The following is a 13,760-nucleotide window of genomic DNA, read 5'->3' as shown; positions in this document are numbered from 1 at the left end:
GCCGCTTCTTCCGCACAGAGGTACCCCCCGATCTATGGACATAACAGTCATGGGCGTCGGGATGCGGTCCACCCCCGCTTCTGGGTGATGGTCGATGGCAGTGACGGCTCGTTGCGGCGACAGGAACTGCTGATGCCTCGCAGGAGATGGGCCTGCGGCACCACCGCCGGAGCAGCGGGGTGGACAGAGCGCCGCAGGAGACCACTGGTTCGGTGATCAGTCGCGGCTGGTCGCTGAAGTCGAGCGCGACAGGGGGGATCTTCCTGCGGCCGATCATCCACGTGTCCGACCGGTGTCGTGCTGGGATCAGCGAAGGCCGAGGGCCGCGTGTCAGTCGAGGGGAGGCGACCCGAACGGGCCTGCGTCGAGCTGGTCGAGCAGGTCGGCGACGTCCCGGTAGACCGCGACCGCCCCCGCCCGCTCCAGGTCGGCGCGCGGGATGCCGCCTGACAGGAGCGCCACGGCACGCACCCCGGCCCGGGCCGCCGCCTCCATGTCCCACACGGTGTCGCCGACGAACACCGCCTGCTCCGGAGCGACGCCGGCCAGTCGGCAGGCCAGCTCCACCGGCTCCGCGGCAGGCTTGCCCCGGTCGACGTCGTCCGAACTCGCCGTGTCCTGGATCGCCTCGTCCGCGTCCACCGCCCGCCGCAGCGCCGCCAGCTCCGCCCCGCTCGCCGAGGTGGCCAGCACGACCCGCCAGCCCCGTCCGGCCAGCGTGCGCAGCAGATCGCCCGCACACCGGAAGGCGGGGAGCCGGTCGAAGTACGTTCCGTAGAGCACCGTGTGCGCGGAGCTGATGGCGTCGTCCTGCTCACGGTCCCGGTCGGCCCCGAGCAGCCGCTCGATCAGGTCATCGGACCCGAGGCCGACCGCCCGGTGGATGTCCGGCATCGGCACCGTGTGCCCGGCCTGCCGGAACGCCTCCCACCACGCCACCACGTGCAGATGGTTGGTGTCCGTGAGTGTGCCGTCCACATCAAAGATCGCCGCGCCCGCCATGCTCTCCCGTTCCTCTCGCTGCTCACCCGCCGACCTGCGCCGTCAGGCTTCGCGCTGGTCGTCCAGATCCCGTCCGCCGAGCGTGTTCTCCAGGTCGAGCTCATCGTTCGGGGGCATCGGGCCGTCGTCGTCCTGCGACCGGTACACGTCGTCGTCGCGTGCGTCTGCGGGCATGTCCTGCTCCTCCGCTTCACCCTGGACGCGCCGGGCCCGTCAACTGTCACCTCCGCGGGGACGCACATCGCGTTTCCCGTGTGGATTCCACTAAACAACGCACCACGCGACGGCGCCCCCGGAGGCAGATTCAGGAGTGCCACCCGGACAGGCCGGGTGGCCTACGTGCAGCGGAATCGTCTCCTCGTAGCGGCGCCGGTGCTGGCCTTCAGACTCGGTCTTCACGATCCGCACGTACTCTGCGAACGCGGTGACTGGGCGGAGTCGGGCGTCGGTCGCGGTGGAGCAGGCGCAGAAGGCCGCAGGCGCAGGTTCACACGGTTGCCGGCCAGGACCCTGACGGCCGGCCGTACGGGCCGGTCTCGACGCCGAGCATGGTGCCCGTCAGACCCGCTGATCGTCCAGACGCTGGGGTCAGGGCAGGGGCGTGCCGCCGGTGGCGTTCATGATCTCGCCGGTGAATGAAGGAGGCGTTCTGGAGGCGAGGAACACGTAGGCGGGCGCCATTTCCGCGGGCTGGGCGGGTCGGCCGAGCGGTGTCTGCTTACCGAATTCGGTGGTGTCGGGCAGGGTCGCCGGGATGAGGGGGTCCAGACGGGGCCTCCGCAGGCGGGGTCACCCGATTCGCCGGAGCTCCGCCGGCGGCGCGGCCGGGGTGGCTCAGCCGACCTTCCGGCCTGCCAGCGGTGCAGTGTCCTCGCCCCGCCCTGTGCGAACACCGCGCAGAAAGGCGTTCAGTGCGTCTTCCGCCGTACGCGTGGGCTGCCAGCCGAGCACCTCGCGGGCCCGGCCGGAATCCAGTACGGGCAGTCGGAGCACCGCGTCGAACAGGTGCGGGGAAGCCGGCACGGCGTGGGCCCGCCAGGCGGCCGAGAGTGCGGTGCGAACCAGGACCCTGGGGATCCGCACGATCCTGGCGTCGAGGAGGCCCGCCAGCCTGCGGGCGTCGATGACCGGGTCTGCCACCAGGTTGAAGGGGCCCCGTACATCGCGGAGCACGGCCAGTCGGTAGGCGTCAGCGGCATCAGCGGTGTGGAGCACCTGGAAACGCAGCCCGCTCAGGTCGGGCACGAAGGGCAGCAGGTCGGGCCGCAGCAGGGGGCCGGGGGCGTAGCGGCCGGCGAAGATCCGCCGCTGCTCGGGTGCGGCCGTCTCCTTGAAGAGGAATCCGGGCCGCATCCGGACCACCCGGATCTGCGGGTGGCGCAGTTCGAACGTGTCCAGGACCCGTTCCAGGTAGGCCTTCTCCCGGCAGTAGGCCGCGTCCGGCCAGCCGTCGGTGGGCCATTCCTCATCGACGCCGGGTTCGTCCTTCGGGCCTGAGGAGTATGCGCCGACGGACGAGGCGTGGACCAGAGCGGGAACCCCGCTGCGCGCCACGGCCTCGAAGACGCGCCGGGAGCCCAGCACGTTGCTCTGCCAGGTCACGACCGGGTCGTGGGTGGGCTGGAAGCGCCAGGCCAGGTGGATTACGGCGTCGGCGCCCCGCACGAGGCGAGTGAGCCGGTCCTCGCTGTCGGTCCGGGACAGGTCGACGGTGTCCCATTCCACCTTCGGGATCTGAAGCCCTGGCCGCCTGCGGGCCAGCCCCAGGACCGAGCCGATGTCCGGGTCGGCGGAGAGCGCGCGCACCACGCTCGTTCCCACGTTGCCGGTGGCTCCCGTGACGACGACTCGCTTGCCGGGATGAGGGCCGTTGTTCTTCATGCCGAGGATTCCTTCCTCCGTGCGGGGGGGGACCGTTCCCCGTCCTCCGGTCAGGGGACGAGCAGGGTCTTGATCATCCCGTCGGCCTTCTTCTGGAACGTCTCGTAGGCCTTCGGGCCCTCCTCCAGGGGCAGGTGGTGGGTGGCGAAGGAGTCCACGCCCAGCGGGTCGTCGTCGGTGAGCAGGGGCAACAGGTCATCCACCCACCGCTTGACGTTGGCCTGCCCCATGCGCAGCTGGATCTGCTTGTCGAACATGGTGAGCAGGGGCATGGGGTCAGCACTGCCGCCGTACACGCCGGAGAGGGAGACCGTGCCGCCGCGGCGGACCAGGTCGATCGCCGCGTGCAGCGCGGCGAGGCGGTCGATGCCCGCTGTTTCCATCATGCGCTGGGCGAGGGCGTCGGGCAGGTGTCCGACCGCCGTGTGGGCCGCCTTGGCCACGGGTGAGCCGTGGGCCTCCATACCGACCGCGTCGATCACCGCGTCCGTGCCACGCCCGTCGGTGAGGTCGCGGACGGCGTCCCCGAGGTTCTTGCCGTAGCGGCGCAGGTCAAGGCAGGTGGCGCCATGGGTGCTTGCTCGTTCGAGACGTTCGGGGACCAGGTCGACGCCGATGACGAGGCCGGCACCCCGGTGGCGGGCGATCCGGGCGGCCATGGCGCCGATCGGGCCGAGGCCCAGGACGGTGACGCTGCCGCCGGGTGGGATGTCGGCGTACTGCACGGCCTGCCAGGCGGTGGGCAGGACGTCGGAGAGATACACGAACCGGTCGTCCGAAGGGCCGTGGGGGACCTTGATGGGAAGGTCGTTGCCGAAGGGGACTCGCAGGTACTCGGCCTGGCCTCCGGGCACTTGCCCGTAGAGCTTGGTGTATCCGAACAGGGAGGCGCCGGTTCCTCGTTCGCGCACCTGGGTCGTCTCGCACTGCGAATGCAGTCCCTGTCCGCACATGTAGCAGTGTCCGCAGGAGACGTTGAAGGGGATCACGACCCGGTCGCCCGGAGCGACGGCAGTCACCTCGCGGCCGACTTCCTCGACGATTCCCATGGGTTCGTGGCCCAGAATGTCGCCCGGGTCGAGGTAGGGGCCGAGGACCTCGTAGAGATGGAGGTCGGAGCCGCAGATGCCGGTGGACGTGATTTTCACGATGATGTCTGTCGGATCCTGGATCCGTGGGTCCGGGACCGTCTCCACTCGGACGTCCCGCCTTCCCTGATAGGTCAGTGCGCGCATGGCCTCGCTCCCTCCATTGCCGATATTCGCGGACGAGTGTGCCGGGTTCCCATCGGCCGGCTCATGAAACACGCAGGCAGGTCGGAGGGCGAAGCACGAGCGGCCCATTCGCGATGCTCGTTCCGTCCGTCCGGACAGCGCTGCCGCACATCGCCCGGCTTATCGCCCGCGCCCGCTCGGAGAATATTCTGGTCGTCTACGCGGACGAAAACTTAGGGGAGTGGCGATCCCGCCGCAAAGAGATCATGGAAAAAACACTCACAGGGAAGAACGCAGAGCTGGTGGAGCCCGTTCTGCCGCACGGCGATTCCCTTTTCGTGGCCAGAGCGCGGCACTCCATTTTCTACAGAACGCCGATGAGCTACCTGCTGTCCCAGTCGGGTGCTGAACATGTAGTGCTGCGCGGGCAGGTCACCGAACAGGCGGGCTGAATTCAGCACTCGATTCAGCAGACGATGTCACCTTCTGAGACCGCGTTTGAGATCTGCCGTGTCCGGGACTGCAGCGGTCGTTGAGGCCTGTGTGAGTGGTTGCTACCGCCCGCGCGGGTTTGTCCGAAGGGCGGACGGCGGGTGAGGCACCCGTGCCGGCGGATCGTGGACGAGGTCTTCTACGTAGTGCGGACCGGGTGCGCCTGGCGCCAACTACCGAAGGACTTCGCACCGTGGCCCACCGTGTACTGGTAGTTCACGTGGTGGCACGACGACGGCACGGTCGAGCGGATCCACGACGCACTCAGGAACCAGGTCCGTCAAGCCGATGGCCGCAACGCCGAGCCCAGCTCTGGCGACAGACTACGAGGCCGGCCCGGCTCACTCGGAGACCATGATCCGTTGGGTGATGAGCGGCATCATGCTTCGGCGGCTCACACGCGAAGGACCGGCGTCACGGCCTGGTCCCCGGCCGCTTACCCGTACCTCTGCGAGCTGAACAGACGCGCGGCTCGCGGCGGACGTTTCAGTCCGCGGCTTACCCGAAAAGCTTGACCTCCATCGCGAGAAGGTCAGCGTTGCTCACAAGCGGAGCAGTCCAGTGGTTACCGCGGGCGTGCGCGACAAACCGCGGGTCGAGCGCCACATGATGGCGCTCGACATAGTGGGCCAGGTCCGAGTACCAGAGCCAGTGCCCGTCGGTCAGCAGGTGCAACCCGCCGATCACTGCGCTGCGTGGGCTCAGCACGTCATGCACGAGCGTGGTCGTGGCGGCCAGGATCGTACCGGCACGCAGGTACTCGACCAACTCGCGAGCGTTCGCCGGCTCCTGGGCGCGAACGGCGGACCGGAGCGACGGGCCGTCCGGCCTACCGTGCCCGAGCTCCTTGAACTCTCCGACGAAAGGAAACGTCTCATCGATCACCCACAGAAGGTAGAGCACGTGGGCGCCACGATCGACTGAGATCTCAAACGCGGTCCGAGACCAGTACAGGTGCCATCAGGTTCCCCACCGTGTCGGCGATCCCCCTGAGGGTCGTGGTCTGGTATCAGGCTGATGCCGCAACCCCAGCGGGAACACTCTCCCTCGGAGCCCGGCGCCTGGGGGCCGGGCGTGGTCCGGGTGTGTCCAGGAGATCCGCGGTTTCTTCCCGGCGGTTCTGGATCTCAGCAGGAGTCTTCCGAACCCCGCTGTGCCCACGGGGCGCCACACGGCATCAGGTAGGGGGCCCGCACAGACTCTGGCCACCTACCGGATGCCCGTACATTCCGACCCGCCGGCCGCCCACTGCCTGCCGTACTCCATCGCGCGTGGTGGGCTCACTTCTGACGCGCGGACGGGAGAAGCTGCAAAATTTGAGGCACCGAGCACAACGCACACAGCGAATGCCGCCGTCCCGGGCCGATTTACCTCTCCACGTACGGGTACCCGACGAAGCCAGTCACCACTGGAGAGGGACGACCATGACAGAGATATCAGAAGCAGACGGAAAGCAGCGGTACTGCAAAGCATGTGGTACCCCCGCCGGTGCAGCGAAGCTGTGCGAGCGCTGCGGTGCCGTGTTCCCCGGGGACAACGACGGACTTACCGACGACGAAGGTGCTTCCGCACGCCGTGTCTTCGAAGGCCGGGAAGAGACCTTCCCGGACAGCTAGGTCCTGTCGTCGAACTGCCGTCGTCGCCCGGAGGGCGGCCTTGCGGGGTCGGGTGCGTGCTCTCGGTGTGCCGGGTGCGGGTCCTCGTACCGGACGTACTCGGGCCGGTGCCCGGTGCGGCGAGAGCGCGTGCACGGCCCCGCGGGGCAGGCGGCAGTTCGACGACAGGGCCTAAGCCACCCAATCCGCGGCTGGGCTGAAGCGGGGCCTGCCTGCTCACCGGCGGCTGCGCAGGATTTTCCGCCAGGCACAGCGGGAACCCGACCCGGAACACGTTGGCCATGCCGGCCACGCCGAAAGGGAATAGGTAATCGCCATGACAACACCGCTCCAACCGGCCGCCGATCAGGGGCAGCATCTCGCTGCCCCGGTGTGGGCCGACGGAACCGTTCCGTTCATCGTGGGCATCTTCGTAGTGGCACTGCTGATCGGCACCGTTGCCTGGCGGACCCGCAAAGGGTAGGAGTCGGCCGCCGCACCCGGACGAACAACGGCACCGCCCAGCAGCCCCCTCCCACGCACCGGGCGAGCCCCGCACCGCCGACGACTTCGGAGGACAGGGCGAGCGGCTATCACCCCACCAGATGAAGGGGTACGGCAACTTGAGTGGCCCCACTCGCTCCGAGGTCGACGATCAAAGCGGCGGACGCGGCAGTGGCCGGCACGGAGCATGACTCCCCTACCGGACGGCTTCGATGGCGGCCCGCCCGGTCGGCAACGAGACTGAAGATGTACGCGACGACGATCTGCGCTTCACCGGCGGGCAGACGAGCTGCTGCGAACGCGTGGTGGGCGGGGGCGGTGCAGGTCGTAGAAGGTTGGTGAGCGCGGCGGGCGGGATAGCCAGGGCCATTCCACGTGGTGGCCATGCGCAAGCCTCCGCACGGCCGAGTGGGCACCGCGCCTGTGCAGGCGCGACTCCACATGGGGCAGATAGGTCGGCATCCGGCTCAAGCCGCAACCCGGTAAACAGAGGTGTGAAGTCGTTCAATCGACGACCCACGTATCCCTTGAGGGTGAGGGCCTACTTGTCGGGCAGGCCCTCACCGTATGCCGACCCGCGGTCGCGCGATGGGCTGAGGGGTTGGCGCGGGAGTACCGCAGGGCGGCGCGTGGCGTGCCCGGCTTTGTTACTGGTTCACCGTGCTGGCGCTCGCCTGGTCCATGAAGATGGCGACGTGAGCGGGAGGCATCCCGGCCAGCGTGCCACCGACGGGTGACGGTCGCTCCGCACTGTCGATCATCGCGCGGGCGGCCTTTGGCGAGATGGGCGGAACCGGGTGTTCGAGGTAGAAGCGCTTTTCCTCATCACCGGTGATCCCGTCAGGGAGGGCAGGGGCGTACGGCCAGAAGTAGACGGGCGTTTCGGGCTCGATCCGCCAGCTCTCCGCGAGCGAGCCGGCGTCGACCACGTCGTAGCCGACCGCCTCCAAGAACTGCCTCACCGCCTTCTTGGCAGCGGGATCGTCGCCCGCGATCGGCAGGGTCGTCCGTTCGGCGTCGCCCTTCGGCCGGGCGTTGGAGTACATGTGGTTCCAGTCCAGATTGTGCAGCCCCTTCACGACAAGGGAGTCCTTGAGGTGCCGCTGCACGAGCTCACTTGAGGTGATCTCCCCCGCATCGAGCTCGGCGTTGCGCCAGAACTCCGGGTAGTAGTTCGTCTGGTCCAGGACGACCTTCCCTGCCAGCTTGTCAGCCGGCAGGGCCTCGAAACTCGCGAGCGGCACGGGGAGGGCGATGATGTCGCCGGCTTCGACGGCCTCATCGACCGTCGCGGCGCGCGCCGGCGGGCCGAGCTCCGATACAAGTTCCGCGATCGATTCCGGACCCCGCGAATTGCTGAGCACAACACTGTATCCGGCATCGACAGCCAGCCGGGCAACGGAGCCGCCGACCAGACCGGAGCCGATGATTCCAATGGTGGGTGCCATCCTGGGTATCTCCTCGCACAAAAGGCGCCGCGAGCGGGCGGCAGACTTCGCCGCGCCCCTGACGCACTGGGGACTGACACGTCGATACTCGGCTTGGCCAGAGGGGTACACCAGGCGCTGTCGTCCCTGGTAGCGCCAGTACCACCCCATCTCTCGCCAACAGACCCATACTGGATTCATGACCACCCACACCGCACTCGGCCCGGCACTGCGGGCGTGGAGAGAGCGCATCGGCCCGGCCGCGGTCGGTCTGCCGACTGCGGGAAACCGACGGGTTCCGGGCCTGCGCCGTGAGGAACTCGCAGTCTTGGCCGGCATATCCGTCGACTACCTCGTACAGCTCGAACAGGGCCGCGCGAAGAACCCCTCCCCCCAGGTACTCGCAGCCTTCGCACAGACTCTCCGGCTCAACGCCGTGGACCGCGAACTGCTCTACCGGCTGGCAGGCGCGGTCGTTCCGCCGTCCGGGACGGTGCCGCGCGATGTGCCGCCCGGCGTGCAGCGCATGATCGACCGGATGAGCGACACCCCGCTGGCTGTCTTCACCGCCTCCTGGGACCTCGTGCAGAGCAACCGTCTCTGGGCCGAGCTGTTCGGCAGCCCCGTAGATGCCGGTACCCGGTCAAGCAACCTGATCTGGGGGCACTTCGCCGCGCCGCCCGCACCAGGCGCTTCCCGCATCGAGCGCGGCGCCGCACACGCCGACGCCTTCGAGCGCATGATGGTGTCCGACCTGCGCCGGGCCGCCGACCGGTACCCCGACGACCGAGCCGTCACCGAGTTGATCAACGGGCTGCGGGAGTCCGACCGACGTTTCGCCGAGCTCTGGACCCGGTACGAAACCCTGCCGATCGGGCGTTCGAACAAAACAGTCGTCCACCCCGATCTCGGCGAGATCGTCCTCGACTGCGACATCATGACCATCGAACGCGCCGACCTGCACATCGTGCTGAACTGGGCTGCGCCGAGCACCGGCGCAGCCGAGAAGCTGGCCCTGCTCCGCGGCCGCGTTGCCACAGCAGCACACTGAGCGTCTGCACCACGTCGGGTACGGCCATGGAACTCAACACGCAAGACCTGACAGAGAACGGTGCCGCCGATCTGCCGGGACCCGTGAGGCCCTCACCCGGGCAGCGAGCACGGCGCGCCGGCCTCGCCGTCGCACTCAACTCAACTCCGCGCCGCCGGAAAGCCGAGCGAAGCGGAGCTGAGGCAACAGCCGGACGAGCTGCTGGCTCGCCGCACATGACACCCGCCCTGAGCGGTCGGCGACAGCGTTGTTCCTACCGGCATCCCTACTGCTGACGACCTCGTGCACGACTGAAGCCGTTGCTGTGTCCGTACAGCTCAGCGGCTCATGCGCCATGACAACGCACGTCGTTGACCTGCGACGGTCTCTATCGTCCACGAGGTCGTCAAGGTGGTGGTCGCGAAGATCGGCGTGGGCAGGCCGGGGTTGGTGTTCGAGTATCTCCGGCTGCTCTCCGGGGGTGTTCTTGGTGTCTATGCGGCCGGGGTGAGACCGGCTCGGCCGAACAGCAGGGCCCAGCCTGTGGGGAGCCGGTGGAGGATCCGGGTGATCAACAAGGGGCCGGCCTGAGCGGAAACTGCGGTGAAGACGGCGCCGATGTCCCAGCGGGTGGTGGCCAGGGAGGCGCCGGAGCGGGTGGCGATGTCCTTGGCGAAGTCCCATCCGGTGAGCGGCTGGGAGCCGGGAATCTGAACGGTCAGTACGCGTGCCGCCTCCAGGGGCAGGCATCGTGCCAGGTCGACGCGTTCGTCGCCGGTCAGTTGGCGCCCGAGTCCGGCGAGCACCAGGCGAACGGCTTCGTCGGCCCGCTCACGGGTGGGGTAGGCGCCTTCGTAGCGAACCATTTCCAGCAGCTGCTCGTACCCGGTCGAGTACGGCTGCTGGGAGCCTCGTGGTCCGCGCGCTTCGGTGATCATCGCGGTATGCGCCTTTCGGTGTCATGGGAGTGCGGGGCACCCGATTGCGGCGGGCACCAGGCGGGGGAATGCGTCGGCCTGCCGCGGTTGCGGAAGCGCTTGGCTGCGAAGTGCTCTAGCGGCGGGTTCATCTCGATCAAAGCGTTCCGGGCGTACCGGTGATCGGGTGTGCCCTCTTCGGGCGTCTTCAGTCGCTCAAGGAAGAGGGAGCCCAGCTCCCGCGCGTCCAGTTGCGCGTATTGCCGGAGCGGGCAGGGCCCACCACTTTTGTTCCGCTGCGGGTTCGGAAAACCGAGGGTATTGCGATACGCCACGCATGCGGGTCTCCCAACAACTGCTAGTTGTTCACAGCACGGGAGGGCAATGAACAGACGCGCCTCAGACGGCTGTATACGCCGCTCCCGTGAGTGTGCCTGTTTCTGCCTAAGCACGCTGCGTCGCCTGCCCCTGATCGGCATACTCAAACCTGCTCGCGCTCACATCGGGCGTCGGGCCTGGACCACACATCCTGAACACGGGCTGTGCGAATGAAGCCAGCGCAGTCGGCGTGGCATGGAAGTCACAGCGATCCGGTCCGACGCCTCTCCCTGATCGGGGTGCGGTGGCGGTGGCGGTGGCACAGAGGCCCTGACGAAGACATGGGAAGTGGCGGAGCGCGGTGAGGCCGACGAGGGCTTCAAGATGGCGCACCGCTTCGTTCGCAACCAGAGTCCCGAGGCGGGGCGACCTCGGTCACCACCCACAGAGAAAGGTCTAGACCTGAGGTTGGAGGGTAAGCGGAGGGATGAGCCCCGGGGCGCCCCCCAGAGTTCCGCCGGACTGCCCCCGGCAGGACACCGCCCCGGGGCTCACTCTCCGGTCACCGGAGCGGCAGCAGCAAAGTCGGTGGATCGTACGTGGCCGAGAGCGTCACCTTCTGCTGTTCAGTGACCGGGGCGGAGGAAGCGAAGTCGACGTACAGGCAACTCCCCCTGTTGCGGGGCGCCGGTCGCCCGACTGGAACCTGCTCGGCAGACGTGAGCACCCAGGCGCCACCGACTCCTGTGTCCCGTCGTGGTGCTGTTGCCGCCGGCGCAGCTTCCTCATCGCCCGTAGGGCGGGTCGGAATTCTTTCACGCGGAGAGGTCACGTCCAGGTGGCCCCGCCACTCGGCGGCCTCGGGCTCGGACGCCCACGTTCGCTCACCTCCTCCTGGGTCCAAGCCGACGGTTTCACGCTCCGAGGTCTTCGGTCGGGGACTTCGCAGGCCGTCTTTGCGGTGGCATCGGACACGCCGCGTTGGCATCATCACGTTGGACTCCCAGAAGCCCGCCCCGCAAGATCAAGAAGCGCCGCGCCAGCCGGTGACGAACAGCCAGGAGACCCAGCAAGCAGTCAGCGTCAGTACCGCCACAAGGCGCGGCAAGCCGCTACGGACCGCCAAGATCCGCAACGGGCCGCACCCCCACTGAACTGGAAGAACGCAGGTCCCGAAGTCCTCCACTACGCTCACCAGGAGACCGGCATGAAAATGCTCATCAACGTTCCCGAGACCGTGGTCGCCGATGCCCTGCGGGGCATCGCCGCCGCACATCCCGAGCTGACCGTCGACGTGGAGAACCGGGTCGTCGTGCGACGGGACGCGCCCGTGGCGGGAAAGGTCGGTCTCGTCTCCGGGGGCGGTTCGGGGCACGAGCCGCTGCACGCCGGGTTCGTCGGGCCCGGGATGCTGTCGGCCGCCTGTCCCGGAGAGGTGTTCACCTCCCCCGTGCCCGACCAGATGCTGCGGGCGGCCGCGGCCGTCGACAGCGGGGCGGGGGTCCTGTTCGTCGTCAAGAACTACACCGGTGACGTGCTGAACTTCGAGATGGCCGCCGAGCTCGCCGACGACGAGGGGATCCAGATCGCCCAGGTGGTGGTGGACGACGACGTGGCCGTGAGCGACAGTACGTTCACCGCCGGGCGGCGCGGTACGGGAGCGACGCTGTTCGTCGAGAAGATCGCCGGAGCCCTGGCGGACGAGGGCGCGCCGCTGGAGCGGGTGGCCGCCGTCGCACGGCGGGTGAACGGGGCCTCGCGCAGCTTCGGGGTGGCGCTGAGCGCCGTCACCACCCCGGCCAAGGGCAGCCCCACCTTCGACCTGCCCACCGGGGAACTGGAGTTGGGCATCGGCATCCATGGCGAGCCGGGGCGTGAGCGGCGGCCGATGATGACCTCCGGGGAGATCGCCGACTTCGCCGTGAACGCGGTGCTGGAGGACCTGCGCCCCACCGGGCCGGTGCTCGCGCTGGTGAACGGCATGGGGGCGACTCCGCTGCTGGAACTGTACGGGTTCAATGCCGAGGTCCATCGGGTCCTGTCCGAGCGGGGTGTCCCGGTGGCTCGTACGCTCGTGGGGAACTACGTGACCTCGCTCGACATGGCAGGCTGTTCGGTGACGCTGTGCCAGGTCGACGAGGAGCTGCTGCGGCTGTGGGACGCGCCCGTGCGGACGGCCGCGCTCCGCTGGGGCGGTTGAGCGCCGACGGGACCCCGTGACCGTGCGCGACCCCGGCAGGGGGTCGGCCGTACGGCCCGTGCCGCCGCCGGGACGATCCGGTCCGGGCGGGACCGAGGAACAGGAGATCATGTGCTCGACACCGACTTCTTCCGCCGCTGGATGACCGCTGTCGCGGCGTCCGTGGAGCGTGAGGCGAGCCATCTGACCGAGCTGGACTCGGCGATCGGGGACGCCGATCACGGCAGCAATCTCCAGCGCGGCTTCACGGCGGTGACGGCGGTGCTGGAGAAGGATGCCCCGGCCACTCCCGGCGCTGTGCTCACCCTGGCCGGACGGCAGCTCATCTCCACCGTCGGCGGAGCGTCCGGACCGCTGTACGGGACGCTGCTGCGCCGTACGGGCAAGGCGCTCGGGGACGCCGAGGAGGTGACGCGGGACCAGCTGGCGCAGGCTTTCGCGGCCGGTGTCGCCGCGGTGGGACAGCTGGGTGGCTCCCAGGCCGGGGACAAGACCATGCTCGACGCGCTGCTGCCCGCGGCGGAGGCTCTCGCCGGCTCGTTCGAGGGTGCCGCGCGCGCGGCGCGTGCGGGCGCCGAGGCGACGGTGCCGTTGCAGGCGCGCAAGGGCCGGGCGAGCTATCTCGGCGAGCGCAGCATCGGGCATCAGGACCCGGGGGCGACCTCGTCGGCGCTGTTGGTCGAGGCCCTGGCGGCGACGGCGGACGGAGCGGGCGCGTGAGCGGCGAGCGGCAGGTGGGCATCGTTCTGGTCTCCCACAGCGGCGCCGTCGCCGAGTCGGTCGCCGAACTGGCCCGGGGTCTCGCGGCCGGCGGGGGAACCGCGCCGGTCGCCGCGGCGGGCGGGCTGCCGGACGGCGGGCTCGGGACGAGCGCGGAGCTGATCGGCCGGGCCGCCGCCTCGGTGGACCGGGGTGCGGGCGTCGCGGTCCTGGTGGACCTGGGGAGCGCTGTCCTCACGGTGAAGGCCATGCTCGCCGAGGGCGACGAGCTGCCCGAGGGCGCCCGGCTGGTGGACGCGCCGTTCGTGGAGGGCGCGGTGGCCGCCGTGGTGACCGCGTCGGCGGGCGGCGACCTGGCGGCGGTGGAGGCCGCGGCATCGGAGGCGTACGGCTACCGCAAGACGTAGCGCCTTCCTCCGGTTCGTGCCGGGCCCGCGTGGCGCCCCGCGCCGCGCCGCCG

Annotated in this window: 12 protein-coding genes and 3 pseudogenes; 6 read left to right on the top strand and 9 right to left on the bottom strand. The window is 69.2% G+C overall.

Going from position 1 to position 13,760, the window contains the following annotated elements; translation table 11 throughout:
* Positions 1-330: 330 nt before the first annotated feature.
* From DTB53_RS24660 to DTB53_RS24645, 5 genes and pseudogenes are all read right to left on the bottom strand, one after another.
* Entirely contained in the window at positions 331-1,002 is a 672-nt protein-coding gene (locus DTB53_RS24660; RefSeq protein ID WP_012382113.1) for an HAD family hydrolase, read from the bottom strand.
* A gap of 48 nt (positions 1,003-1,050) precedes the next feature.
* Positions 1,051-1,176 (bottom strand): annotated as a pseudogene (locus DTB53_RS37545) (DUF5709 domain-containing protein); the annotation flags it as partial.
* Positions 1,177-1,590: 414 nt separating this feature from the next.
* A pseudogene (locus DTB53_RS38025) lies at positions 1,591-1,781 on the bottom strand (NAD(P)-dependent dehydrogenase); the annotation flags it as partial.
* A 55-nt stretch (positions 1,782-1,836) separates the two neighbouring features.
* Positions 1,837-2,883, bottom strand: coding sequence for an SDR family oxidoreductase (locus DTB53_RS24650; RefSeq protein WP_012382111.1), 1,047 nt, complete (start codon positions 2,881-2,883; stop codon positions 1,837-1,839).
* Positions 2,884-2,933: 50 nt separating this feature from the next.
* Positions 2,934-4,118 (bottom strand): alcohol dehydrogenase catalytic domain-containing protein, encoded by a 1,185-nt coding sequence (locus tag DTB53_RS24645; protein ID WP_003970989.1) that lies wholly within the window; start codon positions 4,116-4,118, stop codon positions 2,934-2,936.
* Between the two features lie 113 nt (positions 4,119-4,231).
* Here DTB53_RS24645 and DTB53_RS24640 point away from each other — a divergent pair, with 113 nt between their 5' ends.
* Both DTB53_RS24640 and DTB53_RS24635 read left to right on the top strand, forming a co-directional pair.
* Positions 4,232-4,549 (top strand): cysteine hydrolase family protein, encoded by a 318-nt coding sequence (locus DTB53_RS24640; RefSeq protein ID WP_012382110.1) that lies wholly within the window; start codon positions 4,232-4,234, stop codon positions 4,547-4,549.
* Positions 4,550-4,648: 99 nt separating this feature from the next.
* Complete coding sequence (locus tag DTB53_RS24635; protein WP_012382109.1) at positions 4,649-4,804, top strand: IS5 family transposase; 156 nt, start codon at positions 4,649-4,651, stop codon at positions 4,802-4,804.
* Positions 4,805-5,087: 283 nt separating this feature from the next.
* Here the strand turns inward: DTB53_RS24635 and DTB53_RS24630 are convergent, their stop codons facing one another.
* Positions 5,088-5,474 carry a hypothetical protein gene (locus DTB53_RS24630; RefSeq protein ID WP_236586347.1) on the bottom strand — a complete coding sequence of 129 codons (387 nt, stop codon included), beginning with the start codon at positions 5,472-5,474 and terminating at the stop codon, positions 5,088-5,090.
* 1,861 nt (positions 5,475-7,335) lie between these two features.
* Positions 7,336-8,136 (bottom strand): NADPH-dependent F420 reductase, encoded by an 801-nt coding sequence (locus DTB53_RS24615; RefSeq protein ID WP_012382107.1) that lies wholly within the window; start codon positions 8,134-8,136, stop codon positions 7,336-7,338.
* Between the two features lie 178 nt (positions 8,137-8,314).
* Here DTB53_RS24615 and DTB53_RS24610 point away from each other — a divergent pair, with 178 nt between their 5' ends.
* Positions 8,315-9,166, top strand: a complete 852-nt coding sequence (locus tag DTB53_RS24610) for a helix-turn-helix transcriptional regulator (protein ID WP_003970982.1) — start codon at positions 8,315-8,317, stop codon at positions 9,164-9,166.
* Positions 9,167-9,639: 473 nt separating this feature from the next.
* Here DTB53_RS24610 and DTB53_RS24605 read toward each other — a convergent pair whose 3' ends face one another.
* Both DTB53_RS24605 and DTB53_RS37540 read right to left on the bottom strand, forming a co-directional pair.
* Positions 9,640-10,083, bottom strand: a complete 444-nt coding sequence (locus DTB53_RS24605; RefSeq protein WP_012382106.1) for a DUF2267 domain-containing protein — start codon at positions 10,081-10,083, stop codon at positions 9,640-9,642.
* Between the two features lie 80 nt (positions 10,084-10,163).
* Positions 10,164-10,313, bottom strand: a pseudogene (locus tag DTB53_RS37540) (RNA polymerase sigma factor SigF); the annotation flags it as partial.
* A gap of 1,274 nt (positions 10,314-11,587) precedes the next feature.
* Here DTB53_RS37540 and dhaK point away from each other — a divergent pair.
* The 3 genes from dhaK to DTB53_RS24590 all read left to right on the top strand — a co-directional run bounded on the left by dhaK (position 11,588) and on the right by DTB53_RS24590 (position 13,707).
* Positions 11,588-12,580 (top strand): dihydroxyacetone kinase subunit DhaK, encoded by a 993-nt coding sequence (gene dhaK / locus DTB53_RS24600; protein ID WP_003970979.1) that lies wholly within the window; start codon positions 11,588-11,590, stop codon positions 12,578-12,580.
* Positions 12,581-12,691: 111 nt separating this feature from the next.
* Positions 12,692-13,300: a dihydroxyacetone kinase subunit DhaL gene (gene dhaL, locus DTB53_RS24595; RefSeq protein WP_003970978.1), complete on the top strand. Its 609-nt coding sequence runs from the start codon at positions 12,692-12,694 to the stop codon at positions 13,298-13,300.
* Positions 13,297-13,707 carry a PTS-dependent dihydroxyacetone kinase phosphotransferase subunit DhaM gene (locus tag DTB53_RS24590; protein WP_003970977.1) on the top strand — a complete coding sequence of 137 codons (411 nt, stop codon included), beginning with the start codon at positions 13,297-13,299 and terminating at the stop codon, positions 13,705-13,707. Before dhaL ends, DTB53_RS24590 begins: the two co-directional genes overlap by 4 nt.
* Positions 13,708-13,760: the final 53 nt, after the last annotated feature.

The organism is Streptomyces griseus (assembly GCF_900460065.1).
Taxonomy (GTDB): Bacteria; Actinomycetota; Actinomycetes; order Streptomycetales; family Streptomycetaceae; genus Streptomyces; species Streptomyces griseus.
This window is presented reverse-complemented; position numbering and strand designations above follow the sequence as displayed.

Excerpts from the sequence above, each read along its gene's own strand:
- DTB53_RS24660 (WP_012382113.1), bottom strand. The coding sequence starts at position 1,002 with ATGGCGGGCGCGGCGATCTTTGATGTGGACGGCACACTCACGGACACC.
- DTB53_RS24650 (WP_012382111.1), bottom strand. The coding sequence starts at position 2,883 with ATGAAGAACAACGGCCCTCATCCCGGCAAGCGAGTCGTCGTCACGGGA.
- DTB53_RS24645 (WP_003970989.1), bottom strand. The coding sequence starts at position 4,118 with ATGCGCGCACTGACCTATCAGGGAAGGCGGGACGTCCGAGTGGAGACG.
- DTB53_RS24640 (WP_012382110.1), top strand. The coding sequence starts at position 4,232 with ATGCTCGTTCCGTCCGTCCGGACAGCGCTGCCGCACATCGCCCGGCTT.
- DTB53_RS24615 (WP_012382107.1), bottom strand. The coding sequence starts at position 8,136 with ATGGCACCCACCATTGGAATCATCGGCTCCGGTCTGGTCGGCGGCTCC.
- DTB53_RS24610 (WP_003970982.1), top strand. The coding sequence starts at position 8,315 with ATGACCACCCACACCGCACTCGGCCCGGCACTGCGGGCGTGGAGAGAG.
- DTB53_RS24605 (WP_012382106.1), bottom strand. The coding sequence starts at position 10,083 with ATGATCACCGAAGCGCGCGGACCACGAGGCTCCCAGCAGCCGTACTCG.
- dhaK (WP_003970979.1), top strand. The coding sequence starts at position 11,588 with ATGAAAATGCTCATCAACGTTCCCGAGACCGTGGTCGCCGATGCCCTG.